The organism is Pseudoduganella namucuonensis, assembly GCF_900116645.1.
In the GTDB taxonomy this organism is placed as follows: Bacteria; Pseudomonadota; Gammaproteobacteria; order Burkholderiales; family Burkholderiaceae_D; genus Rugamonas; species Rugamonas namucuonensis.
Genome location: NZ_FPBO01000045.1, coordinates 1 through 23,921, shown reverse-complemented (window position 1 = coordinate 23,921; position 23,921 = coordinate 1). Strand labels below are relative to the sequence as shown.

The following is a 23,921-nucleotide window of genomic DNA, read 5'->3' as shown; positions in this document are numbered from 1 at the left end:
CATCAGCTGTCCATTCCGCCCACGGAGCTGACGCGGTATTTCTTCACCTCCAAGCCGAGCATTTTCATGGCCTGGGTCTTCTTCAGGAAGTCCGTGATGTGCGCCGATTTCAAGTGGTCGAGCAGGGCCTCCTCGCTGGCCCATTCCTCGCTGATCAGGATCACATTCGCGTCCTCGATATCCCGTCCGAACACATAGTAGTTGCAGCCGCTTTCCTCGCGGGTCGGCGCGATGATGGCCGCCGCGGCCTGGCCGAAGGCGGCGGTGAACTCGGGGGCGAGGGTAATGCGGGCGGAAATGGCGATCATCTGTCTCTCTCTTTCTTTCTCTTGGGTTGGTCATGCAGCCAATTCATCTTAGCAAAACACGCCTTCCGCCGAGACCTCCCTAAAAGGGTAGTTGTGACCGGGCCGTGCTTGATCGACACTCATCGGCATACAACAAGGGCAACCACGGAGACATCATGCTCAACGAAAAAGAGGTACTGCACGCCATCGTCAAGCGCGTCCTCAAGCATCTCGACGCCGGCACCACGGACAGCGCGGAAGCCCCTTACCGCCATCCGACCTGGACCTACACCGACCCGGCGCTGTTCGAGCAGGAGCGGCTGAAGATCTTCAAGGAGAACCCGCAGCTGGTGGGCTTTTCACCCGACTTGCCGCAGCCCGGCTCGTTCTTCACTTTCGACGATCTGGGCGTGCCGGTGCTGCTGGTGCGCGACAACGAGGGCAAGGTCAACGCCTTCCTGAACGCCTGCTCGCACCGCGGCGCACGGCTGAAGGAAGGCTGCGGCAAGGCCGCCGCGCTCAGCTGCCCCTACCACGCCTGGGGTTTCGACCTGAAGGGCAAGCTGCGCACGATCTACAAGGAGGAGAGTTTCGGATGCGTCGACAAGGCCTACTACAACCTGGTCAAGCTGCCGGTCGAGGAAAAGTACGGCATGATTTTCGTCGGCCTCGACCCCGACATGAAATTCTCCATCGACGACCATCTCGGCGACCTGGCGCCGTACTTCGCGATGTGGGATTTCTCCAGCATGGAGCTGGTCAACACCCATGAATGGCGCTTGCAAACCAACTGGAAGCTGGCGCTCGACACCTTCTGCGAGGGCTACCATTTCGGCCCGCTGCACAAGGACAGCGTGGGCGATTACGCGATCGGCAACCTGTCGCTGTTCGACCGCTTCGGCCCCGGCCAGCGCCACCACCGCGTGGCCTTCCCGAACACGTCGATCGGCACGCTGAAGGACTTGCCGGAAGACCAGTGGACCGACGTGTTCAGCCATTTCCAGCTGGTGCATTTCATCTACCCGAACATTTCGATGCTGGTGTCGCCCACGGCGGTCGAGTTCTTCCAGCTGTATCCGGGCGCCACCGTGGACAGCCACATGACGCGCTACCGCTGCTACTGGCGCTCCGACCTGAGCCGGCCCGACCAGGGGCGCGACCCGCAGGCGCACTTCGAGTTCATCCGCGAAGTGGTCGACAAGGAAGACTACTGGGTCAGCGCGAACGTGCAGAAGTCGCTGAGCGCGAACGTCAAGCCGTTCTCGACCTTTGGACGCAACGAGCCGGCGCTGATCAATATGCACCAGGCCTTCCTGCGCGGCGTCGGCATGACGCCGGAGCAGGCGCCACTCGAAAAAGTGGGGGCCTGACATGGGCCGGGTCGATGGCAAAGTGGCGCTGGTCACGGGCGCGGGATCGGGGCTGGGCAGGGCGGATGCGCTGCTGCTGGCCCGCGAGGGCGCGCGCGTGGTCGTGACCGACATCAACGAGGAAGCGGGACGCCAAGTGGCGCGGGAGTGCGGCGGCGTGTTCGTGCGCCATGACGTGAGCAGCGAAACCGACTGGCAGCGGGCGATCAACATGGCGGGCGAGCAGTACGGCCGGCTCGATGTGCTGGTCAACAACGCCGGCATCGTGATTCCCGCCGACATCGAGACCACCACGCTGGAACAGTACCGGCTGGTCAACGCGATCCACGCCGAAGGCACCTTCCTCGGCTGCAAATACGCGGTCGAGGCCATGAAGGCGCACGGCGGCGCGATCATCAACATCGCCTCGATCACGGCGCTGCGCGGCTCGCCCCAGGTGCTGGCCTATGCGGCGGCGAAGGGCGCGATCCGCTCCCTCGGCCAGTCGGTGGCCGCGCACTGCGTCGAGAAGGGCTACCCGATCCGCTGCAACACCGTGTTCCCCGGCGTCATGGCGACCCCGCTTGTGGTCGCGGTGGTGGGGGAGAACTATCCCGGCGCTGGGCACCCGGACGACGTCGCCAACATGGTGCTGTTCCTGGCGTCGGATGAATCGCGCTTCGTCAACGGCGCCGAATTCGTGGTCGACAACGGCGCCTCGATGCGCTTGAGCGCCTGAGTAAAAAAAGAATGGGCGGGCCGCCACGCGCAGGCCACGCCGAACCTGGAGACAGACATGGCTGAAACACCGCAGCACCCGGGCGCCATCGACGGCGTATTGATCGCCTCGGGAAAATACCACGATATCGATTTCGCGCGGCTTGAACTGCTCAAGCTGCTCGCCGAGGACAGCCACGTGCGGATCCGCGTGTTCGAGGACTATGCCAACCTCGACGCCATCCGCAACGCCAGCTTCCTCGTCACCTACACCTGCGACGTGGTGCCCAGCCTGGAGCAGCAGGAAGCCCTGCGCGGCTGGGTGGAGGGGGGCGGGCGCTGGTACGCCCTGCACGGAACCAGTTCGATCCTGCGCTTTCTGTCGAATGGCCTGGTCGATTCGCCGAACTGGGCGCCGCACCTGATGGAAACGCTGGGATCGCAGTTCATCGCCCATCCGCCGATTGGACCCTACCGGGTCGAGGTGGCCGACGCCGGCCATGCGCTGGTGCGCGGCATCGAGCCCTTCGATGTGACCGACGAGTTGTACCTGTCCGACACGCACGCCGGCCTGCAGGTGCTGCTCGACGCCGAATTCGAAGGCGAGGCGACGGGCTTCGCGCGTTCGACCTGGCCCAGGGGCCGGCATCCGGTGTTCTACCTGCGCGCCATCGGCAAGGGGGCGGTGCTGTACCTGACGCTCGGCCATTGCCGCGGCCACCACGACATGCGCCCGCTGATGGATCACTGGCCGGAAACGCAGCGCTGCGCCTGGGAGCTGCCGGTCTACTACGAGCTCCTGCGGCGCGGCATCGCATGGTCGAAGGAAGCCGAGACATCCACGAAATAGCGTCGCCAGCACTATCGCAAACCGCATCGCAAAAACACCGTATACAACATAACCAAGGAGAGCAACATGGAACTGGGCTTACGTGGCAAAAAGGTCATCATCAACGGCGGCAGCCGCGGCATCGGACGGGCGGCGCTTGAACTGTTCGCGCAGGAAGGCTGCGACATCGCCTTCTTTTCGCGCGACGCCAAGCGCGTCGACGAGACGGTGACGCAGTTGCAGGCGGCGGGCGTCAAGGTGTTCGGCGAAGCCTTCGACATGAACGACATCGCGGCCTACCAGGCCTGGCTGGCGAAGGCGGCCGAAGAGCTCGGCGGCTGCGACGTGTTCATCCACAACGCCAGCTCGTCCGGCGCGCAGGGCACCACCGACTGGGACCTGACCTACAAGCTGGACATGCTGGGCGCCGTGCGCGGCTGCGAAACGCTGGAGCCCTTCCTGGAAGCGTCCGGCGCGGGCTCGGTGATCCTGATGTCGAGCACGGCGGCGGTGGAGACCTTCATCTATCCGCAGGCCTTCAACGCGATCAAGTCCGCCATCATCACGTACGGCAAACAGCTGTCGCAACTGTGGGCGCCCAAGAACATTCGCGTCAACATGCTGTCGCCCGGCCCGATCTCCTACCCGGGCGGCAACTGGGCGATGATCAAGGACGCGGTGCCGGATCTGTACAACAAGACGCTGTCGGAGATGCCGCTGGGCCGTTTCGGCGCGCCGGAGGACGTCGCGCGCGCCATGGTGTTCCTGGCGAGCCCGGCGGCTTCCTACATCACCGGCGCCAACCTGGTGATCGACGGCGGCTACACCAAGCGCGTGCAGTTCTGAACCGGAGCGCGCCATGAAGCTGCATACCTCGATCGGGCCCAATCCACGCCTGGTCAATATGTTCATCGCGGAAAAGGGATGGTCGCTGCCGAAGGTCGAGGTCGACATCATCGGCGGCGAGAACCGGCGCCAGCCCTTCCTTTCCATCAATCCGGCCGGCGGCACGCCGGTGCTGGAACTGGACGACGGCACGGCGCTGGCCGAGACGCTCGCGATCTGCGAATGGATCGAGGAAACGCATCCCGAGCCGGCGCTGATCGGCGCGACGGCGCGGGCCCGCGCCGTCACGCGCATGTGGACGCGGCGGGTCGATCTGATGGTGGCGCAGCCCCTGACCGCGGGTTTTCGCGGCGCCGAGGGCCTGCCGCTGTTCAAAGACCGGGTGCGCTGCCTGCCGCAGGCGGCGGACGACCTGAAGCTGGCGGCGCGCGAAGGGCTGGCGTGGCTGGACCGGCAGCTGGGCGAGCGCGCCTACCTCGCGGGGGACACCTTGTCGCTGGCCGACCTGCTGCTGTTCTGTTTCGTCGAGTTCGGCGCGCAGGTGGGGCAGCCGCTGGACCCGGAAAACCGGCGCCTGGCCGCCTGGCATGCCCGGATGGCCTCGCGTCCGGGCGCGGCGGCGACCGCTTGACATGAAGCGTATGCCTACCCTCTCCATCGCCAACAAGCTGCTGGCCGCCTTCGCGGCCATGCTCGCCATCGCCACCGCGCTGGGCGTGTTTTCGATCGGCCAGCTGGGCGCGGTCAACGGCACCGCCAAGGAGCTGGGACTGCTGTGGATGCCGAAGTTGCGCGCGCTGCTGGAAGTGAAGGCGGACCTGGGCGACCTCCATGCGACCGAGCTGAACTACCTGCTGTCGCGCGACCCGGCGTCCAGGAACGCCTACCAGGCGCGCATCGGCGCCATTCTGACCCGCCTGGGCGGCACCGCGAAGCAATACCGGGACCTGATGTCCACGCCGGAGGAGATCAGGGTCTTCAAGGCCTCGGCCCTCACCTTCCAGGCCTTCATGGGCGAGCACGAGAAATTGATGGCGCTGGTGGCCAAGGACCAGGGCGACGCGGCCCTGATCCTGATCCGGGGCGACTACGCCCGCCTGCTGGACGAATTGAATGGGCAGATCGATACCGTGGTCCGGCTCGACATCGACGGCGCCGCCCAGGCCAGCCGCGACGGCGAAGCGCGCTACGCGGCGGCGCGCCTGTCGATCGGCGCCATGCTGGCCGGATCGCTGGCGCTCGGACTGCTGCTGGCCTTCGTGATTTCGCGCGCCATCGCCCGGCCGCTGCGTTCGGCCGCGAACGTCGCCCGGCGGGTGGCCGATGGCGACCTGGGCGCCGATATCGAAGCGGCTTCCGGATCGTCCTCGCGCGACGAGACCAGCCAGATGATGGACGCCTTGCGCGACATGAACGGCAGCCTGGTCCGGCTGGTGAGCCGGGTTCGCGCGGGCACGGAGACCATCGCCGGCGGCTCGGAGAAAATCGCCGCCGGCAATCTCGACCTGTCGCTGCGGACCCGGGCGCAGGCCGGCACGCTGGAGGAAACCGCCACGTCGATGGCGGCGCTGACGGCCGCCGTCAGGAACAACGCCGCCAGCGCGCTCGAGGCCAACGCGCTGGCCGCCACCGCCGCCGAGGTGGCGAACCAGGGCGGCGAAGCGGTGGCGCGGGTGATCGGCACGATGGACGCGATCGACGCTTCCGCGCGGCGGGTCATCGACATCATCGCGGTCATCGACGGCATCGCCTTCCAGACCAATATCCTCGCGCTGAACGCAGCGGTGGAGGCGGCGCGCGCCGGCGAGCAGGGCAGGGGTTTCGCGGTGGTCGCCGCCGAGGTGCGCAACCTGGCGCAGCGCGCGGCCACCGCCGCCAGGGAGATCAAGACGCTGACCGGCGACTCGGTCGAACGGATCGACGACGGCACCAGGCTGGTCGGCGAGGCCGCGTCGACCATGCAAGGCGTGGTCGACAGCATCCGGCGCGTCACCGACTGCATGCGCAGCATCACGGCGGCCAGCCAGGAACAGTCGGCCGGCATCGAGCGGGTCAACCGCGCCATCGGCGACATGGACCAGGTGACGCAGCAGAACGCCGCGCTGGTGCAGGAAACCGCGGCGGCCGCCCAATCGCTGCAGGAGCAGGCCGGCGAACTCGTGACGCTGGTGCGCGTGTTCCGGCTCGGGGCGCGGGATGCGGCGCCCGCCGCGGCCGAACGAGACACCCACCATCAACTTTGCGAGTAGCGAGCATGGACAACAACACAAACAGCCCGATTTTGTATTCCAACCACGGTGGCATCGCGCGCATCCGCTTCAATCGTCCGGCGGCGCTGAATTCGATCGACGAGGAAATGGCGAAGTCCCTGTGCCGCATCTCATTCGAACTGGCCAATAGCCAGGATGTGCGGGTGGTGGTGGTGAGCGGGGAGGGCGCCGCCTTCATGGCCGGCGGCGACCTGGCGAGCTTTCACCAGGACAAGGCGCGCGCGGTCTGCACGGCGGACGCCATCATCAAGCCGCTCAATGTGGCGCTGACGCGCCTGGCGGCGCTGCCGCAACCGATCATCGCCAGCGTCCACGGCGCGGTGGCCGGCGCGGGGGTGAGCATCGCGCTCGCCTGCGACTTGTGCATCGCCGCCGACGACACCCAGTTCAACCTGGCCTACGCCCGCATCGGCGCCAGTCCCGACGCGGGCGGCAGCTGGTCGCTGCCGCGCGTGGTCGGCACGCGCAAGGCGCTCGAACTGGTGCTGCTGGCCGAGTCGTTCGGCGCCGAGGAGGCCAGGCGGCTGGGGCTCGTCAACCGGGTCGTTGCCCGCCATGGGCTGGAGGACGCCACCGAAACGCTGGCGCGCCGCCTCGCGGCGGGGCCCTCCTATGCCTACGGCCGTATCAAGCGCCTGATCCACGCCTCGTTCGACACGCGGTTCGAAGACCAGCTCGACGCCGAGCGCAAGGCCTTCTGCGCCTGCGCCGGGACGGCGGACTTCGCCGAGGGGCTGGACGCCTTTTTTGAAAAGCGGCGGCCGGTGTTCAGCGGTGCTTGATCGGATCCGCATCCGCGTTGGACATCGCAAGGGTTTGCCGCCGTGGGCGGCAAATCGCAAGGTTGACCATGAGCTGATGGCGAGGGAGTGGATCGGGCAGACGGGCAAGAGGCTGTCTTTTTTGGCAACGAAATATCGATAAGGCCATCCAGGGCATACGGCCCGGGCGTGACGGCCGGGCCGCTGAAGACGCAACTTGGGTGTCAGGCATCATGAAGCGCCGGGCCAACAGCAAGTTGGCCAAGTCAAACAGCGTGAACAACTGCGCGGTATTTTTGGCCAGCCCTCGATAGCGTAGCCATGCCCAACAAGGCAGCATCTGGTTGAAGTCGGACTGCTCCGCCTTGGCCAGCTTCAGCAGGCGGGCGCGCACAGACGCGGCCACGTTGGCGGTCATTGGATGGATTCCAGATAGGGACGCATCACGTTGGCCACACGGCAGATTTTTGCCAGGCGCCAAAGTTCATCCATGTTCGCCTGGCCACTGGCACGGGCGTCCCGCAACGCCTCCAGCGCTACATCTAGCCCGATCATGTTGCGGTGTTTGAAGCAATCCACCACTGTCTTCGCCACGCTGTAGACGCGTATCGTAACCTTGCCGCAGTCCCGGGTTTCAATGCCCGCCGTATAGGACTCCATGTTGAACTGGACCATCTTGAGCGGTGGATAATCAATTCTCGGCGTGTGGCTGCCGCGCGGCATGGCAATCCAAACCCTGCGCGGCAGTTGTGTCGTCAATTGGTGGAACTGAAGGGCGCTGAGCAGGCAAAAGACCGCCTGCGGCACTTTTTTCGCGATGATCAGCAGACTTTCATGCTCATCCGGCGGGATGTCCGGGAGGTGGTAGATTCCTCTGCCTATTTTCCGCAGCAAGCCATTGGCGGCCATGCGCGTTAGCGCGACGCGAGGAGCGCCTATGGCATCCAGGTCGCTTGGCCGTAGCATGCCGTTCTGTCTTGCCAGTTCAATGATGCGTTGCGTGTGGGTTTCCATTTCCATTGCATTAGTATGTTCCATTTGTTCGTTAGTTTCAAATATATCGCGAAAAAATGGAACATAGCCGCGCCCCGACGCATGCTTGGACGCCGCGCGACCATCAGTCTTGGATGGACTGTGGTGCCGCCTCAGCGGACGTCCAGCAACTCCACTTCGAAGATCAGGGTGGCGTTGGGCGGAATCGGGCCCGCGCCTCCGTCGCCGTAGCCCATCGCGGCCGGCACGATCAGGGTGCGCTTGCCGCCCACCTTCATGCCTTGCACGCCGTCGTCCCAGCCCTTGATGACCTGGCCGGCGCCCAGCGGGAAGGAGAACGGGCCGCGGCCGATCGACGAATCGAACTGCTTGCCATGCTGCTGGGGCGCGCCCGGCTCGTACAGCCAGCCGGTGTAGTTGACCACGGCGGTGCCGCCGGCCACGGCCTCCTTGCCCGTCCCGGCCACGGTATCGATCTTTTGGAAGGGCACGGCGGGCGCCGCGGCCACCGGAGGGGCTTTGGCGCGGTCGCAGGCGGCCAGCGTCAGCGTCAGGGACAGCGCCAGGGCGCTGGAGGCGAGCAGTTGTTTCATGTTGTGCTTTCTTGATGGGGGAGCGGAAAATCGCAGCAGCATACATCAGAAGCACCGACATCGCCCGCCAGGCTACTCCACGAACGCCTCTTCCCGTTTCTTGCGCAAGGCCGGCAGCATGACGGCCACCAGCGCGGTCAGCGCCATCGCCAGCATGGTGGCGCTGATGGGGCGCTCGAAGAACACGATCGGGTCGCTGCGCGAGAGCAGCAGCGCGCGGCGCAGGTACTCCTCCATCATCGGCCCGATGATGAAGCCCAGCATCAGCGGCGCGGGCTCGCACTCGAGCTTGGCGCAGATGTAGCCGAACAGGCCGAACAAGGCCATCAGGTGGATGTCGAAGTCGCTGTTGTTCAGGCTCAGCACGCCGATGGTGCAGAACAGCAGGATGGCCGGATACAGGAAGTGGTAGGGCACCATGATCATGCGCACCCACAGCCCGATCATCGGCAGGTTCAGCACGATGAGGAAGAAGTTGCCGATCCACATGGAGGCGATGATGCCCCAGAACAGCGCCGGCTGCTCCGTCATCACGGCCGGTCCGGGCTGTATGCCCTGGATGATCATCGCGCCTATCATCAGCGCCATCACCGGGTTGGACGGGATGCCGAGCGTCAGCATCGGGATGAACGAGGTCTGCGCGCCGGCGTTGTTGGCCGCCTCGGGCGCCGCCACCCCCTCGATCGCGCCATGCCCGAATTGCGCCTTGTTGGGCGACACCTTTTTCTCGATCGAGTAGGCGGCGAACGAGGACAGCATCGCGCCGCCGCCGGGAAGGATGCCGAGCACGGCGCCCAGCCCTGTCCCGCGCAGGATGGGCGCCACCATGCGCCGCAAGTCCTCCCGGGTCGGGAACAGGCCCTCGATCTTCTTGATCGTCATGGTGCGGGTGGCCTCGTGCTCCAGGTTGCGCACGATTTCGCCCAGTCCGAACATCCCCATCGCCACGATGACGAAGTTGATGCCGTCGGCCAGCGGCGGCAGGTCGAAGGTGTAGCGCGGCGTGCCGGAGTTGACGTCGGTGCCGACCAGGCCGAGGATCAGCCCGACCACCACCATGCCGATGGCCTTGACCAGGGAACCGTGGGCCAGCACGATGGACGCCACCAGGCCCAGCGTCATCAGCGAAAAATACTCGGCCGGGCCGAACCGGAGCGCGAGTTCGGCCAGCGGCGGGGCGAACCACGCCAGCAGGAAGGTGGACACCGTGCCGGCGAAGAACGACGCGATCGCGGCGGTCGCCAGCGCGCGGCCGGCCTGGCCGTTGCGGGCCATCTTGTAGCCGTCCAGCGCGGTGACCACCGACGACGCCTCGCCGGGCAGGTTGACCAGGATGGCCGTGGTGGAGCCGCCGTACTGGGCGCCGTAGTAGATCCCGGACAGCATGATCAGCGACGACACCGGCGGCAGACCGAAGGTCACCGGCAGCAGCATCGCGATGGTGGCGGTCGGGCCGAGGCCCGGCAGCACGCCCACGGCGGTGCCGACGAACACGCCGATCAGGCAGTACAGCAGGTTGCCGAGGGTGAGGGCGGTCTCGAAACCGAGACCGAGGTTGCTAAGCACTTCCATGTCGTCCTCCCCTCACGCGCCGAGCCACGGGCCGACGATGGGCAGCGGCAGGCCCAGGGCCTTCACGAACAGCAGCACGCAAAACACGGCCGAGCCTATGGCCAGGGCGATCGCCGGCCCCCAGCGGAATTTGGCGCTGGCGCGCGCGCTGACGATGACCAGCGCCGGAATCGCGCAGGCCAGGCCGGCGCCCCGCACCAGCAGGCCGAACAGCAGGACCGAGCCCAAGATCAGCAGCATGTCCTTGTAGGCGAACCGTTCCATCGGCGCGCCGCGCGCGCTGAGCGAACCGATCAGGGTGATGGCGCTGATGGCGGCCAGCAGCCACCCCAGCACGGTGGGGAAATAACCCGGCCCCATCCGGCCGGCGTCGCCCATGGGGTAGTCGCGGGCGATGACCACGGTGGCGAGGCCGATGGCGAGGAACATGATCCCCGACCAGAAATCCTTCGGGCTGCGAATGAATGATCGCATCGTGTGCTTCCTTTTCTTTTTTTAACGGGAGGTCGCGCGGCATGGCTGGCTCAGCCATGCGCGGGGATCGGCGCCTAGTGGACGCCCTTGAGGTTGGAGGCCTTGGCGACTTCCTGCCACAGCGCCAGTTCGTTGCCCAGCAGCGTGCCGAACTGCGCCGGCGTGCCGGAGTGCGGCGTGGCGCCTTCGCTGATCAGGCGGGCCCGCATGGCCTCGCCCGAGGCGATCTCGTTGACGACCTTGTTGAGCTTGTCGATGATGGGCTGCGGCGTCTTGGCGGGGGCGAGCACGCCCCACCAGGTGGTGATGTTGTAGTTCGGGACGCCGCTTTCCGCCACCGTGGGGATCTCGGGGAAGAGATGGGAGCGCCGCTCGCCGGTCACGGCCAGCAAATCGACGGCGCCGCTCTTGACGTGCTGCGCCATCGCGGGAACCGTCGTGAAGAAGATCTGCGTGCGGCCGGCGAGCAGGTCCGCCGTCGCCGGGCCGCTGCCCTTGTACGCCACGTGCGTCATGTTCGCCCCGGTGCGCAGCTTGAACAGTTCCCCGGCCAGGTGCAGCACGGTGCCGGGGCCGGAGGAGGCGAAGTTGATGCCGTCCGGGCGCTTCTTGGCCGCGTCGATCAGTTGCGGCACCGTCTTCGCGGCCACGCTCTTGTGCGACACCAGGATCAGCGGCGCCCGGCCGATCATGGCGATGGGCGCGTAGTCCTTCACCACGTCGTAGGACTGTTTCGCCTCGGTGGCCGCGTGAGTCACGAACGACGAACTGACAAACAGCAGCGTGTAGCCGTCCGGGTCGGACTTGGCCGCCAGCTTGGAGCCGATGGCGCCGCCGCCGCCGCCGCGGTTGTCGACGACCACGGCCTGCTTCAGGCTGTCCGACATGCCCTTCGCCAGGGCGCGCGCCACGTTGTCGGTGCCGCCGCCGGCCGCGTAGGGCACGATCAGGGTGATCGCGCGTTTTGGATAGTCTTGCGCCATGGCGCCGAAAGACACGGCGGCCAGCGCGGCCGCGGCCGTGGCTAGACGTAGCAATTGGGTGGTTGGGGTAGTGGGCATTTCAGTCTCCTGATTATGAATGGTTGCAGTCTCTCGCAACCGTATTGATTTGTGAATTGCAATTTTCTTTGTGATTGATGCGCCTTGCGCATGGGTTGCGGTCGGACGGACTTTGCTAGAAATTGTGCCGGACGCCGAGATTGAAGGCCCTGTCCCCCGTGCCCCTGTCGGTGGCGTTGCCGACCTTGTAGGCGGCGCCGTTGCGGTTGTCGATCGCGGCGTAGGCGGCGTAGACGTCGGTGCGCTTGGACAGCGGAAGCAGGTAGGCGATGCCCCACTGGGTCGCGTCCCGGTTCACGGCGGCGCGGTCGTCGTGGCGCACGTGGGACAGGAGCAATTTGCCCGTGCGCACCGGCAGCGCCACGCCGGCCACCATGTCGTCGCCGCGGGCCGTGCCGGGGCCCTTGTTGACCGCGTAGGAGAGATAGGCGGTGATCCAGCCGGCGTTGTAATTGGCCGCCAGCAGGGCGTTGCTGGTGGCGTCGGTCGCCGTCGCGTTGTCGATGCGATGGTAGGCCAGCTGCACGCCCAGCGGCCCGCCCGTGTAGCCCAGCGACCCGCTCAGCGACCGGTTCCTGGCGCTGTCGCCGGCCGTCTCGCCGGCGCCGTAGGCGAGGTCGGCGCGCACGCCGCCGAACGCGGGACTGACGTACTCCACCATGTTGTCGGTGCGGGTGTTGGTTGCCAGTAGATTGCCGGCGCGGCCGGCCAGGCTGACGGCGCCGAACGGGTCGCCGACGTCGCGCAGCGTCTTGTAGTACGGCGAATACTGGCGCCCGAGGGTGAGCGCGCCCAGCCGCCCGGTGAGGCCGACGAAGGCCTGGCGGCCGAACAGCAGTCCGCTTTGTCCCGCCGCGCCGGTGTCGGCGTTGAAGCCGTTTTCAAGCAGGAACACCGCCGCCATCCCGCCGCCGAGGTCCTCCCTGCCTTTGAAACCCAGGCGGGAGCCGGAGGCGATGCCGCTGCTGAGATTGGTGACCGGGCCGGTCGGGGCGCCGCTCTCGCGCACCAGGCCGGCGTCCACCACGCCGTACACCGTGACATTGGTTTGCGCCAGCGCGCTCGCCGAAAACAAGGCCGGCAATGCCAGCGCGAATAGGAATTTGTTCATTTCGTGTCTCTCTTTCTAATTGTTTGGGCGCACCGCGTCCTTGCACTCGGCGGGACGCGGAATGCGCGGGGAACAGCGTGGGCTTGGTTCAGGCGGCGGGCAGGCGCTTGGCCCTGGCGCGCAGCACCCCGTCGACCATTTCGCCGGACAGGCCGAGGTAGTTGCCGGGGTCGCACAGGGACGCCAGCGCGGACCGGTCCAGATGCGCGGAAATCTCCTGGTTCTCGGCCAGCAGGTCGAGCAGCGGACGGTTTTCCTTGATGGCGACGCGGCAAATGTCGTAGACCAGGTCGTGCGCGTATTCCCGGCCGAGGTACGGTCCCAGCCCCATCATCACGGCTTCGGACACCACCAGCCCGTTGGTCAGGTCGAGATTGGCCCGCATCCGCGCCGGGTCCACCTCCAGGCCCTCGAGCACGAAGCGCGATTGGGCCAGGGCGCCGGCGGCCAGGCAGAACATCTCCGGCAGCACGATCCATTCGATTTCCCAGGGGCCGGTCGAGCGCTCGTGGTCGGCCACGTTGGCGTCCAGCAGGGCGGCCACGTGCTGGCGCACCACGCTGACGCAGGCATGGATGTAGCAGGACGAAATGGGATTGCGTTTCTGCGGCATGGTGCTGCTCGAGCCGCGCCCGTGCGCGAACGGCTCGTACACCTCGCCCACCTCGGTCTGCATCATCAGCTTGACGTCGGTCGAGAACTTGCCGAGCGTGCCGGTGACCAGGCCGAGGAAGCAACCGGCCTCGGCGATGTTGTCGCGGATGGTGTGCCAGGCGATGTCCGGCTGGCCCAGCCCCAGTTCCCGCATCAGGCCGGCCTGCGTTTCCAGGCCGCCGTGGGCGAGCGAGGCGAGCGTGCCCGAGGCGCCGGCGAACTCGCCCACCAGCACCCGCGGACGCAGCTGCGCCAGCCGCTCGCGGTGGCGTTCGATCGCGCTGAGCAATCCCGCGATCTTGTAGCCGAAGGTGATCGGCACGGCTTGCTGCAGGTTGCTGCGCCCGATCATCGGCGTGTCGCGATGGCGCTCGGCCAGGGACGCCATCGCGGCCGAGATGGCGGCCAGTTCAGAATCGACCAGGTCCAGCGCCTCGCGCATTTGCAGCACGGTGGCGGTGTCGGTGATGTCCTGCGTGGTCGCGCCCCAGTGGCAGTACTCGCCCAGGTTGTCGCGGCACAGGGCGTTGATCTGCGAGACCACGCCCAGGATCGGGTAGCCGATGCGCTGGGTTTGCTCCGCCAGCCTGGCCATGTCGATTTTCTCCAGCACGCAGTTGCGCACGATTTCATCGGCCGCCTCCTGCGGGATGATGCCCAGTCGCCCCTGCACCCGGGCCAGCGCGGCCTCGATGTCGAGGTATTTCCGGGTGCGGTTCTCGTCCGACCAGATTTGCCGCATCGCGGCCGTGCTGAAGATGTTTCCGAAAATTGCCGAGTCCACTATGGTCGCGGGCATGATGAGTCTCCTGATTCGTTGATGGGATTGCGTGGGCCGGTCACGCGGGACCGCGGGCCAGGATGGCGTTGGCGCGGACCAGCACCGGGCGGTCGACCATTTTTCCGTCGACCTGGACCGCGCCGCCGCCGGCCCCGGCCGCCGCGACGACGCGCGCCGCCCAGTCGCGTTGTTCGGCGCTGGGCGCCAGCATCGCGTGGACGGGCGCGACCTGGCGCGGGTGGACGCACAATTTGGCGCCGAAGCCGCAGGCCCGGGCCAGGCCGAAATCCTCGCGCAGCGCGGCGTCGTCGTTGAACCCGGCCGTGACGCCGGCGACCGGAGGCGGCAGCCCGGCCGCGCGCGAGGCGAGGGCGATGCGGCTGGCGGGATACAGCAGGCCGCGCGGATCGTCGTCGAGGCCCAGGTCGAGCGCGTAGTCGAGCGTGCCGAAGGCGAGCCGCGCCACGCCGGGGGCCGCGGCGACGGCTTCCGCGGCGAGCACGCCCCGTGCCGATTCGATCAGGGCGATCACGCCCGTGCCGGCGGGCAGCGCGGCGGCCAGCCGCTCCAGCTGGCGCGCCGATTCGGCCTTGGGCAGCATCACTTCGCAGGGGCCGAGCGTGCGCAGCATGTCCAGGTCGTCCGCGAACCACGGGCTGGCGTCGTCGTTGACGCGCACCACCAGCCGCCCGCCGCGTTCCTGGCCGGCGGCGCGCCAGGCCGCGAGCGCCGCGCGCGCCGCGTCCTTCCGGTCCGGCGCCACCGCGTCCTCCAGGTCGACGACGACGGCGTCGGCGCCGGCCCCGAAGGCTTTCCCGAAGCGCTCGGGCCGGTCGCCCGGCACGAACAGATAGCTGCGCGGGATGAACGCGATGTCGGCGCTCATATTGCCTGCTCGCCGCGGAGTTCGGCGACCCGTTCCGGCGCGTAGCCGAGTTCGGCCAGCAGCGAGTCCGTGTGCTGCCCGAGCGCGGGCACCGGGTCCATGCGCGGCGGGCGCCCGTCCCAGGAGCCGGGCGGCAGCAGCGCGGGGATGGCGCCCACCGGGGTGTCCACTTCGGTCCAGCGGCCCCGCGCGCGCAACTGCGGATGGGCCCACACGTCGTGCATGGTGTTGACGTTGGCGTTGGCGATCTGGGCCTCGTCCAGCCGTTCCACAACCTGCGCCGCGGTCAGGCCGGCGAAGGCATCGACGATGAGGGCGCGCAACTCGGTCCGTGCCGCGCTGCGTTTCGGGTTGCTGGCGAAACGCGCATCGGTGGCGAGTCCGGGCGCGCGCAGCACCTTGTCGCAGAACAGGGCCCACTCGCGTTCGTTCTGCAGGCCCAGCATGACGGTCTTGCCGTCGCCGGCGGGGAAGGGGCCGTAGGGATAGATGGTCGCGTGGCTGGCGCCGGTGCGCGGCGGCGGCGCGGCGCCGTCGAAGGCGTAGTACAGCGGATAGCTGGTCCACTCCACCAGCGACTCCAGCATCGAGATGTCGATATGCCGGCCGCGCCCGGTCTTGCCGCGTTCCAGCAGCGCGGCCAGGATGTTGCTGAAGGCGTACATGCCGGCCGAGATGTCGGCGATCGAGGGACCGGCCTTGGCCGGCTCGTCGGCGCCGCCCGTCACGGACACGAAGCCCGCCTCGCTCTGGATCAACAGGTCGTAGGCCTTCTTGTCGCGGTAGGGGCCGTCGTTGCCGTAGCCCGAGATGTCGCACACGATCAGCTCCGGCTTGGCCTCGGACAGGGCGGCGTACGACAAGCCCAGCCGCGCGGCGGCGCCCGGCGCCAGGTTCTGCACCACGACGTCGGCCTGTTCCAGGATCAGGCGCTTGAGTATCGTTTGCGCCTCGGGGTGCTTGACGTCCAATGTCAGGCTCTCCTTGGAACGGTTGGTCCACACGAAATGCGAGGCCATGCCGCGCACCCGCTCGTCGTATCCGCGCGCGAAGTCGCCCACGCCCGGTCGTTCGACCTTGATGACGCGCGCGCCCAGGTCGGCCAGTTGGCGGGTGGCGAACGGCGCGGCGATCGCGTGCTCCAGGGTGACGACGGTGACGCCTTCGAGCGGCCTCATGACGCGCTCCGGTCCGCGCCGGCCAGCGTCGCGGTGGCGTCCATCGTCAGCCAGCCCTCGTGGTCGCGGGCCCACAGGTGGACCCGGCCGTCGGCGAGCCGCTCGCCGCAAACGAAGAAGTGGTGGATGTCGAACACCGGCCGCAGGGCGCGGAACTCGAAGCCGGCCACGACCGCGTCGGGCATGTGCTCGCGCAGCAGGTCCAGCAGCAGGGTGGCGACCAGCGGGCCGTGCACCACGAGGCCGGGATAGCCCTCGACTTGCGTCACGTAGCGGCGGTCGTAGTGGATGCGGTGGCCATTGAAGGTGAGGGCGGAGTAGCGGAACAGCAGCACGTCGTCGGGCACGACCTTGCGTTCCCAGCGCGCGCCGTCCGGCGCGGCGACCGGGGCCGGCGCGACCGCGTCCGGCAACGCCGCTTCGCGGTAGACGATGTCGTGGAATTCGGTCAGCGCGGCGTCGCCTTCCCCCCGGCGGCGCAGCTCGTGGCGCACCTTGACGAACACCAGCTTGCCGGTGCGGCCCTCCTTCTCCGTCACGTTGTCGATGGTGGAGGTGCGTGTCACCTCGTCGCCGATGCGCAGCGGCGCGTGGAAGGTGAACTGGCTGCCGGCCCACATGCGGCGCGGCAGGGCGACCGGCGGCAGGAAGGCGCCGCGCTTCGCGTGGCCGTCCGCGCCCACCTCGGACTCGCGGTACAGCGGCAGGAAGTAGAGCCAGTGCCACAGCGCCGGCAGGACCGTCCCGGCCGGCGGGCGCTCGGCGGGCCGGTCCAGCGTCGCGGCCAGCGCGGCGCAGGGCGTGGCGGTCAGGATGTCGGTCGCCGTTTCGCTGGCGCCGATCCAATCTCCAAGATTCATCGTTCTCCTCCTTTGGTGGTGCGGCTGTCCGGCCGCTTGCAATGGACACAGTTTCGCGCTACCGTATTGATTTGTATATTGCAAATTTTCTTGGGATTGATGCGCCATGAACATGAATTTCGATCTGGCCGATCTGCGCGCCTTCGTGGCCGTGGCCGAGCTGAACAGTTTCCGGGCGGCGGCCGATTCGATCCACCTGTCGCAGCCCGCCTTGAGCCGCCGCGTGGAGAAACTCGAGCTGGCGCTGGGCGTGCGGCTGTTCGAACGCACCACCCGCAGCGTCAGCCTGACGGCGGTGGGGCGCGACTTCTCGCACAAGGCGCGCACCTTGCTGGACGACCTCGAGAATTCATTGCTGAGCATGCAGGCGGTGGCCGCGTCGCAGCTGGGCGAGGTGGTGATCGCCTGCGTCCCGTCGGCCGTGTATTACTTCCTGCCCAAGGTGCTGCGCACCTTCCACGAGCAGTACCCGCGCATCCGCGTGCGCATCGTGGACGACAGCGCCAACGCCGCGCTGGAGAGCGTGGCGCGCGGGGAGGCGGACTTCGGCATCAACATCATCGGCACCCAGGAGCCCGAAATCGACTTCCAGGTGATCCTGAAGGAGCGTTTCGTGGTGGCCTGCCATCGCGACCATCCGCTCGCCGGCCTGAAACAGGTGGCCTGGGCGGAGTTGGCGAAATACGATTTCATGACGGTTGACAAGAGCAGCGGCAACCGGCTGCTGGTCGACCTGGCGCTGGCGAACTCCAACGTGCGGCCGAGCTGGTGCTTCGAGGCCAAGCACGTCTCCACGCTGCTGGGGCTGGTCGAGGCGGGGCTGGGCGTGGCGGTGGTGCCGCGCCTGTCCATGCCGCAGGGCGAGCACGCCACGCTGGCGATGGTGGCGCTGGTGGAACCGGAGGTGGAGCGCAATGTGGGCTTGCTACGGCGCCGCGGCCGCGAGCTGACGCCGGCCGCGCGCAAATTGTACGATCTGATCGAGACGACCTGGCCGCGCGCCAGCGGCCAGGTGCCCGTTTAACGAAGGCGCAGCGCATCGCTCTATTGATGCGCCTGGGGCATTAATGTAGGCAAATAATGCAATTCACAGCCGATGAGCGCTTCTCTACGATGGGGGCCATTTCCACCTCATCGCGTTAGGAACCATTATGCTCACTTCGATCCCTTGCATGCTCATCCGGGGCGGCACCTCCAAAGGCCCGTTCTTCCTCGCCAGCGACCTGCCGTCCGATCCCGCCCTGCGCGACCGGACGCTGCTGGCGGTGATGGGCTCGCCCGACGCGCGCCAGATCGACGGCATCGGCGGCGGCAGCACCTTGACCAGCAAGGCCGTCGTCGTGGGACGGTCCACCCGGCCGGGTATCGACGTCGAATACCTGTTCGCGCAGGTGTCGCTGACCGAAAACACGGTCGACACCGGGCCGAACTGCGGCAACATGCTGTCCGGCGTGGCGCCGTTCGCCATCGAGCGCGGCCTGGTGCCGGCGCGGCATCCGGAGACGCGCGTGCGCATCTTCAATATCAACACGGGCAAGGTGATCGAGTCGGTGGTGCAGACGCCGGACGGGCGGGTGAGCTATGAGGGCGACGTGCGGGTCGATGGCGTGCCCGGCACCGGTGCGGGCGTCAGCCTCGATTTCCTGGACGCGGCCGGTTCGAAGACCGGCGCCTTGCTGCCGACCGGCAGGGCGGTCGACCTGATCGACGGGGTGGCCGTCTCCTGCGTCGATTTCACGACGCCGATGGTGCTGATCGCGGCGCGCTCGCTCGGCAAGACCGGGCACGAGTCCAAGGCCGAACTCGATGGCGACGAGGCGATGCTGGCGCGCCTGGAGCGCTTGCGGCTGGCGGCGGGGCGCCTGATGGGCTTGGGCGACGTGAGCGGCAGCGTGCTGCCGAAGGTGGCGCTGCTGGGCGCGCCGCGTTTCGGCGGAACCGTGAGTTCGCGCTATTTCGTGCCGTGGAATTGCCATGCCGCGCACGCCGCCACCGGCGCCACCTGCGTCGCCGCCGCGTGCTGCATCCCCGGCACCGTGGCGGCGGAGCTGGTGCCGGCGGCGGGTCCGGGCGAGACCGAGCGCGCCGTCACGATCGAGCATCCCGCCGGGAAGATCGCCACCTCGGTCCGGTTCGAGCCGGGCGCGGGAGGAGGCGCGCCGAGCATCGTCAGCGCCGGCATCGTGCGCACCGCGCGGCTGCTGTTCTCCGGCCAGGTGTATGCGCGCCTGCCGGATCCCTTTCTGATCGCGGCCTAGCCCGGATATTTTATGAGGAGAGGTCGGCGGCCACGCCATGAAGCACGGTAAACGCGGCTTGCTTTTGTATAATGCAATCGATTACTGTGAGGCTTGTTTCGCAAATAACGCCTTGTGCCCGAACATCGCCTCTGCTGAGATCGACATGACCCCCATTCCCACCCCCGGCGCCGGCGCTCCGGCGCGCATCCCCCTGCTGAGCACCGGCGTTTCCGGCCTGGACGAGATCCTGGGCGGAGGCTTCCCGGCCCACAGCCTGTATCTGATCCAGGGCCTGGCCGGCAGCGGCAAGACCACGCTGGCCTGCCAGATCGGCTTCCAGCACGCGCGCAAGGGCAAGAAGGTCCTGATCCTGACGCTGATCGCGGAGACCCACGGCAAGATGCTCAACCACCTGAGCAGCTTCTCGTTCTTCGACGACAGCCTGGTCGGCGAGCGCATCGTCTTCCTCGGCGCCTACCCGGACCTGCTCAAGGGCGGCATGCGCGAACTGCTCAAGTTCATCGCCGCCACGCTGGCCGAGCAACGGCCGGACATCATGATCATCGACGGCTTCCGCACCGTGCGCGACGCCAGGCCGTCCGACCTGGCGCTGTCGGAGTTCATGCTGTCGCTGAACTCGCTGGTGTCCACCATGCAGTGCACCACCTTCCTGCTCTCGCCCACCGAGGGCAACGTGGCCGATTCGGAAAACACGCTGGTCGACGGCCACATCGAACTGAGCCAGTACGAGCAGGGGCTGCAGCTGATACGCGAGATCAAGGTCTACAAGCTGCGCGGCAGCAAGCATCTGCTGGGCCGCCATGTGTTCGAGGTCGCCGAGGAGGGACTGGTGATTTATCCGCGCCTGGAGGCGGTCAGCTCGACCTCCGGCGCCGCGCCGGAAGTGTCGCGCCAGCGCCTGGGCTTCGGCATCGCGGGCTGGGATCAACTGACGCACGGCGGCGTGGCGAGGGGCTCGACCACGGCGCTGCTGGGCAATCCCGGCGTGGGCAAGACACTGATGGGCCTGCACTTCATGCACGAGGGCCTGCGGCGCGGCGAGAACTGCCTGATCGTGGGCTTCTACGAGTCGCCGCTCCGGCTGATCGAAAAGGCCGCCAGCGTCGGCATCCATTTGCAACCCTACTATGACAGCGGCGCGCTGCAGGTGGTCTGGCATCCGCCGCTGGAGGTGCTGGTCGACGGCCTGGCCCAGCGCGTGCTGCGCAACATCGAGGAACGCAAGGTGTCGCGGCTGATGGTCGACGGACTGGACGGCTTGCGCGACATCATCCTGCACGCGGGCCGCTCGCGCTCCTTCCTGGCCGCCTTCGTCAACGAGTTGCGCAACCGCGGCGTCACCACGTTCTTCACGCAGGAATTGCCTTACTTCGGACGGGGCCAGTTGCATGGCGACATGTCGGCGTCGATGCTGTTCGAAAACATCATCCTGCTCCGCTATGTCGACGTCAACGGCATCAACCGGCGCCAGATCGGCGTGCTCAAGCTGCGCGAAAACAGTTACGACGCCGCCAACCACATCCTGCTCATCGATGACAGCGGCATGTCGATCGAGGCCGCGGTCGGCGGCGCGGTGGTGCCGCCCACCCCGCTGTGACGCGCGATGACGAGCGATCAAGCCATGAATACGAACGCCGGGCGGGAGGGACAACTCGTCCTGGTGGTCGACGACGAGTTCGACGTGTTGTCGATCTATACGATGCTGCTGGAGTATCACGGCTTTCGCGTCCGCACCGCCGGCAACGGCCGGGAGGCGCTGGCGGCGGCGGCGCTGGAGCGGCCCGACATCGTGGTGTCGGATTTCATGATGCCGGTGATGGACGGTGGCGAACTATGCCTGGAATGGCGCGCCACGCCCGGCTTGCGCGGCATCCCTTTCATCCTGTGCAGCGCGGGGATCATGCGCAAGGACCTGGAGATCCCCTACGACAGTTTTTTCAAGAAGCCGGTCTTCATGCAGCAGCTGGTCGACGAGATCAAGCGCCTCCTCGCCGCGCCGCGCTGATCGCCTCAGCAACGGCGCGGGGCATTGTTCATCTTCGCGAGCAGGGCGGCGATCTCGCTCTCCATTTCCGGCCGCAAGTCGATGAACTTGCAGCCGATATGGAGCTGTTCGCCCAGCAGGAAGGAGCGGTAGGAGCGCGACAGGCGCACTTCCAGTTCCGTGACGATGACCGTTTCCGGCCCCAGTTCCAGCCGCACGTCCACCAGTTTGCGGCCCCTGAACAAGCCCTTGGCCTCGCTCTTCGCGCAACGCAGGCCGACCCCGCCCAGCGAGAAATCGTACAGCGGCAATTCATAGGGGTTGCCGTTCAATACGAACGATGCCCGGAAATTCGCGCCCAGCGGGGTTTCCAGGCGTTCCGCGGCGCGCCGGTTCAGCACCTCGCATTTGTCCGGGAAGATCATCGGTATCAGCGTCGGCTTGCCGGGCGCAGAACGCCAGGCCGGATCGGACAGGCGGAATTGCAGCTTCGCCGTGCGCAGCCAGGCCACGAATGTGACGCTGCCGGGCGCCAGCTTTTCCCCTTCATTCAATTCCATCACGAAGTGCGGCAACTCGGGATCGACCGACAGGATGCGTCCCAGCACCGCCTTGCGGCTGCCGGCCGCGTACATCGAGATCGCGTCGCCGCTGTAGGCCAGCAGGGTCAGCGCGTCGCCGATGTCGTCGACGTCCGTCATGTCGTGCGGATTGGCCGTGGAGGCGATGGGGTCTATCGCGTCCTGCGGCCGCGGTGGTCCCTTACGGATCTGAAGGTGGCTTGGATCGTTTAGTATCATATCTTTTAGTAATGAAAGAATGACTTCAATATAGATATTCAGTCATATAGTCTAACAAGCTATTGGCTGGTTGTAATTGCCAATTGGCAATTGCTTGTGAATTTTCAATAAGCGCTGTGGTGAAAATCCCGCGCCGGCCGGTCAAACCCTTCGATCAAGGACCCGGCAGTCAAATCGGGGTGGTGTGGGGCGCGGCGGGCTCGCCCCACTGCTGCCTGGCGATGGCGAGGAAGTTGCTCACTTTGGCGGAGCCGTCGGCCAACCGCGACGCCAGTGCCAGCTTGCTGCGGGCGTTCGCGTCCTGGATCTCGACGTAGGCCACGCCCTCGGCGTGGAACTGGCTGACCGAGGCGGGCACCAGCGACACGCCGAACCCGGCCGCGACGAGGCTGACGACGGACGACAACTGCGGCGCCTGCTGGCCGGCCAGCGGCTCGAAGCCGGCCTGCCGGCAGGCGCCCACGATCTCGTCGTGCAGCATGGGGCTGGCCTCGCGGGGAATCAGCACGAAGGATTCCTCCGACAGGCCGGACAGCGGAATGCGGCGGCGCTTGGCCAGCGGATGGTGGCGCGGCAGCACGGCCTTCAGCGCCTCCTCGGCGACCTCGTGCAGCGTCATGCCGGCGAACGAGTGCCGGCCGGGCCGCAGGAACGCGAGGTCCATCCGGCCTTCCTCCAGCATGGCCAGCAGCTGCGCGGTGCTGCCCTCGGACAGCGTGAGCCCGACGCCCGGATAGGCGCCGCGGTAGGCGCGGATCAGCGAGCGGACGGTGGGGTGGAAGGCGGCGGAGGCGGTGAAACCGAGGTTCAGGTGGCCGGTCTCGCCGCGGCCGGCGCGCTGCGCGTTCAGGATGGCGTGCTGCGCGTCCTCCAGCAGGCGTTTCGCGTCCACCAGCAAGACCCGTCCGGCCTCGGTGGCCACCACGCCGTGGCCGGTGCGGTGGAACAGCTGGACGCCCAATTCGCGCTCGAAGGCGAGTATCTGCTGGCTCAACGGCGGCTGGCCGATGCCCAGTTTTTCCGCCGCCCGCGTCACATTGCCCTCTTCGGCGACGGCGACAAAGTAACGTAAATGCCGTAATTCCATGATGGTATCTGTTTTAAATATGGATCGAAGATGTTCCATATATTGGACAGTATAGCTGTCTTTCTGGATAATTACATACCCTCAACGACTAGGCTCAGGTTATCCCCATGTCAAATGCCCTACAAAAAAAGCGGCCTGAGTTCCGTAATATCCACATCACGGAACTATCCAACTACCGCCTGCCACTGGCCGGCATCGTCTCCATCCTGCACCGCATCAGCGGCTTCCTGATGTTCGCGCTGCTGCCGGTGATCCTCTATCTGTTCGAGAAAAGCATCGTCTCCGAGATCTCCTTCGAGCATTTCCGCGGCATCGTCTCGCATCCCGTGGTCAAGCTGGTGATCCTGGCGCTTGTGTGGGCCTATTTCCAGCACTTCGCCGCCGGCGTGCGCCACCTGGTGATGGACACCCACATCGGCCTGGACAAGGATTCGGCCCGCAAAAGCGCCGCCACCGTGCTCGCGATCAGCCTGGCGCTGACCGCGCTGGTGGCATTGAAACTGTTTGGAGTGTTCTGAAAATGGCAAACAATAACATCGGACCGAAGCGCCTGGTCGTCGGCGCCGG

The 23,921-nt window shown here is 66.9% G+C and carries 26 protein-coding genes; 12 read left to right on the top strand and 14 right to left on the bottom strand.

What is annotated here, in order from left to right; genetic code table 11:
• Positions 1-2: 2 nt before the first annotated feature.
• Positions 3-308 (bottom strand): putative quinol monooxygenase, encoded by a 306-nt coding sequence (locus BM436_RS31255; protein WP_093560198.1) that lies wholly within the window; start codon positions 306-308, stop codon positions 3-5.
• Positions 309-463: 155 nt separating this feature from the next.
• Between BM436_RS31255 and BM436_RS31250 the strand changes: the two genes are divergently transcribed.
• The 7 genes from BM436_RS31250 to BM436_RS31220 all read left to right on the top strand — a co-directional run bounded on the left by BM436_RS31250 (position 464) and on the right by BM436_RS31220 (position 7,080).
• Entirely contained in the window at positions 464-1,657 is a 1,194-nt protein-coding gene (locus BM436_RS31250) for an aromatic ring-hydroxylating oxygenase subunit alpha (RefSeq protein WP_093560195.1), read from the top strand.
• 1 nt (position 1,658) lies between these two features.
• Positions 1,659-2,375 (top strand): SDR family oxidoreductase, encoded by a 717-nt coding sequence (locus BM436_RS31245; RefSeq protein WP_093560193.1) that lies wholly within the window; start codon positions 1,659-1,661, stop codon positions 2,373-2,375.
• Between the two features lie 57 nt (positions 2,376-2,432).
• On the top strand, positions 2,433-3,203 hold the full coding sequence (locus BM436_RS31240) for a ThuA domain-containing protein (RefSeq protein ID WP_093560191.1): 771 nt from the start codon (positions 2,433-2,435) through the stop codon (positions 3,201-3,203).
• 66 nt (positions 3,204-3,269) lie between these two features.
• The gene (locus BM436_RS31235; protein ID WP_093560189.1) at positions 3,270-4,028 is read left to right on the top strand and encodes an SDR family NAD(P)-dependent oxidoreductase; all 759 of its coding nucleotides are present in this window, start codon (positions 3,270-3,272) and stop codon (positions 4,026-4,028) included.
• Between the two features lie 13 nt (positions 4,029-4,041).
• On the top strand, positions 4,042-4,659 hold the full coding sequence (locus tag BM436_RS31230; protein WP_093560187.1) for a glutathione S-transferase family protein: 618 nt from the start codon (positions 4,042-4,044) through the stop codon (positions 4,657-4,659).
• 10 nt (positions 4,660-4,669) lie between these two features.
• Complete coding sequence (locus BM436_RS38590; protein ID WP_177307675.1) at positions 4,670-6,277, top strand: methyl-accepting chemotaxis protein; 1,608 nt, start codon at positions 4,670-4,672, stop codon at positions 6,275-6,277.
• Positions 6,278-6,282: 5 nt separating this feature from the next.
• Entirely contained in the window at positions 6,283-7,080 is a 798-nt protein-coding gene (locus BM436_RS31220) for an enoyl-CoA hydratase/isomerase family protein (protein ID WP_093560175.1), read from the top strand.
• Here the strand turns inward: BM436_RS31220 and BM436_RS31215 are convergent.
• The 11 genes from BM436_RS31215 to BM436_RS31165 all read right to left on the bottom strand — a co-directional run bounded on the left by BM436_RS31215 (position 7,067) and on the right by BM436_RS31165 (position 17,222).
• Positions 7,067-7,477, bottom strand: coding sequence for a hypothetical protein (locus BM436_RS31215; protein ID WP_093560173.1), 411 nt, complete (start codon positions 7,475-7,477; stop codon positions 7,067-7,069). The genes BM436_RS31220 and BM436_RS31215 overlap by 14 nt on opposite strands.
• The gene (locus BM436_RS31210; RefSeq protein WP_093560171.1) at positions 7,474-8,079 is read right to left on the bottom strand and encodes a type IV toxin-antitoxin system AbiEi family antitoxin domain-containing protein; all 606 of its coding nucleotides are present in this window, start codon (positions 8,077-8,079) and stop codon (positions 7,474-7,476) included. The genes BM436_RS31215 and BM436_RS31210 overlap by 4 nt, the downstream gene beginning before the upstream one ends.
• Positions 8,080-8,204: 125 nt before the next feature.
• Positions 8,205-8,645, bottom strand: a complete 441-nt coding sequence (locus BM436_RS31205) for an FKBP-type peptidyl-prolyl cis-trans isomerase (RefSeq protein ID WP_093560169.1) — start codon at positions 8,643-8,645, stop codon at positions 8,205-8,207.
• A gap of 72 nt (positions 8,646-8,717) precedes the next feature.
• The gene (locus tag BM436_RS31200) at positions 8,718-10,217 is read right to left on the bottom strand and encodes a tripartite tricarboxylate transporter permease (RefSeq protein WP_093560167.1); all 1,500 of its coding nucleotides are present in this window, start codon (positions 10,215-10,217) and stop codon (positions 8,718-8,720) included.
• Between the two features lie 12 nt (positions 10,218-10,229).
• A complete protein-coding gene (locus BM436_RS31195) occupies positions 10,230-10,691 on the bottom strand; it encodes a tripartite tricarboxylate transporter TctB family protein (protein ID WP_093560165.1) in 462 nt (153 codons plus the stop codon).
• Positions 10,692-10,765: 74 nt separating this feature from the next.
• Positions 10,766-11,752, bottom strand: a complete 987-nt coding sequence (locus BM436_RS31190) for a tripartite tricarboxylate transporter substrate binding protein (protein WP_093560163.1) — start codon at positions 11,750-11,752, stop codon at positions 10,766-10,768.
• 115 nt (positions 11,753-11,867) lie between these two features.
• Positions 11,868-12,863 carry a porin gene (locus BM436_RS31185; RefSeq protein ID WP_093560161.1) on the bottom strand — a complete coding sequence of 332 codons (996 nt, stop codon included), beginning with the start codon at positions 12,861-12,863 and terminating at the stop codon, positions 11,868-11,870.
• A gap of 88 nt (positions 12,864-12,951) precedes the next feature.
• Positions 12,952-14,316 (bottom strand): 3-carboxy-cis,cis-muconate cycloisomerase, encoded by a 1,365-nt coding sequence (pcaB, locus tag BM436_RS31180; protein ID WP_093560159.1) that lies wholly within the window; start codon positions 14,314-14,316, stop codon positions 12,952-12,954.
• Between the two features lie 40 nt (positions 14,317-14,356).
• Positions 14,357-15,184 (bottom strand): HpcH/HpaI aldolase/citrate lyase family protein, encoded by an 828-nt coding sequence (locus tag BM436_RS31175; protein WP_093560157.1) that lies wholly within the window; start codon positions 15,182-15,184, stop codon positions 14,357-14,359.
• Complete coding sequence (locus tag BM436_RS31170; protein WP_093560155.1) at positions 15,181-16,362, bottom strand: CaiB/BaiF CoA transferase family protein; 1,182 nt, start codon at positions 16,360-16,362, stop codon at positions 15,181-15,183. Before BM436_RS31170 ends, BM436_RS31175 begins: the two co-directional genes overlap by 4 nt.
• Positions 16,359-17,222 carry an HTD2 family dehydratase gene (locus BM436_RS31165; RefSeq protein WP_093560153.1) on the bottom strand — a complete coding sequence of 288 codons (864 nt, stop codon included), beginning with the start codon at positions 17,220-17,222 and terminating at the stop codon, positions 16,359-16,361. Before BM436_RS31165 ends, BM436_RS31170 begins: the two co-directional genes overlap by 4 nt.
• A gap of 106 nt (positions 17,223-17,328) precedes the next feature.
• On the opposite strand from BM436_RS31165, the gene BM436_RS31160 reads away from it, so the two are divergent.
• The 4 genes from BM436_RS31160 to BM436_RS31145 all read left to right on the top strand — a co-directional run bounded on the left by BM436_RS31160 (position 17,329) and on the right by BM436_RS31145 (position 21,488).
• Complete coding sequence (locus BM436_RS31160; protein ID WP_093560151.1) at positions 17,329-18,246, top strand: LysR family transcriptional regulator; 918 nt, start codon at positions 17,329-17,331, stop codon at positions 18,244-18,246.
• Between the two features lie 127 nt (positions 18,247-18,373).
• A complete protein-coding gene (locus tag BM436_RS31155) occupies positions 18,374-19,480 on the top strand; it encodes a 4-oxalomesaconate tautomerase (RefSeq protein WP_093560149.1) in 1,107 nt (368 codons plus the stop codon).
• A gap of 145 nt (positions 19,481-19,625) precedes the next feature.
• The gene (locus BM436_RS31150) at positions 19,626-21,080 is read left to right on the top strand and encodes an ATPase domain-containing protein (protein ID WP_093560147.1); all 1,455 of its coding nucleotides are present in this window, start codon (positions 19,626-19,628) and stop codon (positions 21,078-21,080) included.
• A 24-nt stretch (positions 21,081-21,104) separates the two neighbouring features.
• On the top strand, positions 21,105-21,488 hold the full coding sequence (locus BM436_RS31145; protein ID WP_093560145.1) for a response regulator: 384 nt from the start codon (positions 21,105-21,107) through the stop codon (positions 21,486-21,488).
• Between the two features lie 5 nt (positions 21,489-21,493).
• Here BM436_RS31145 and BM436_RS31140 read toward each other — a convergent pair whose 3' ends face one another.
• Together BM436_RS31140 and BM436_RS31135 are read right to left on the bottom strand one after the other, a co-directional pair.
• Positions 21,494-22,267, bottom strand: a complete 774-nt coding sequence (locus BM436_RS31140) for a flagellar brake protein (protein WP_177307673.1) — start codon at positions 22,265-22,267, stop codon at positions 21,494-21,496.
• A gap of 169 nt (positions 22,268-22,436) precedes the next feature.
• On the bottom strand, positions 22,437-23,354 hold the full coding sequence (locus BM436_RS31135) for a LysR family transcriptional regulator (RefSeq protein ID WP_093560141.1): 918 nt from the start codon (positions 23,352-23,354) through the stop codon (positions 22,437-22,439).
• Between the two features lie 107 nt (positions 23,355-23,461).
• On the opposite strand from BM436_RS31135, the gene sdhC reads away from it, so the two are divergent.
• Positions 23,462-23,872 carry a succinate dehydrogenase, cytochrome b556 subunit gene (sdhC, locus tag BM436_RS31130; protein ID WP_093560139.1) on the top strand — a complete coding sequence of 137 codons (411 nt, stop codon included), beginning with the start codon at positions 23,462-23,464 and terminating at the stop codon, positions 23,870-23,872.
• Positions 23,873-23,921 lie beyond the last annotated feature (49 nt).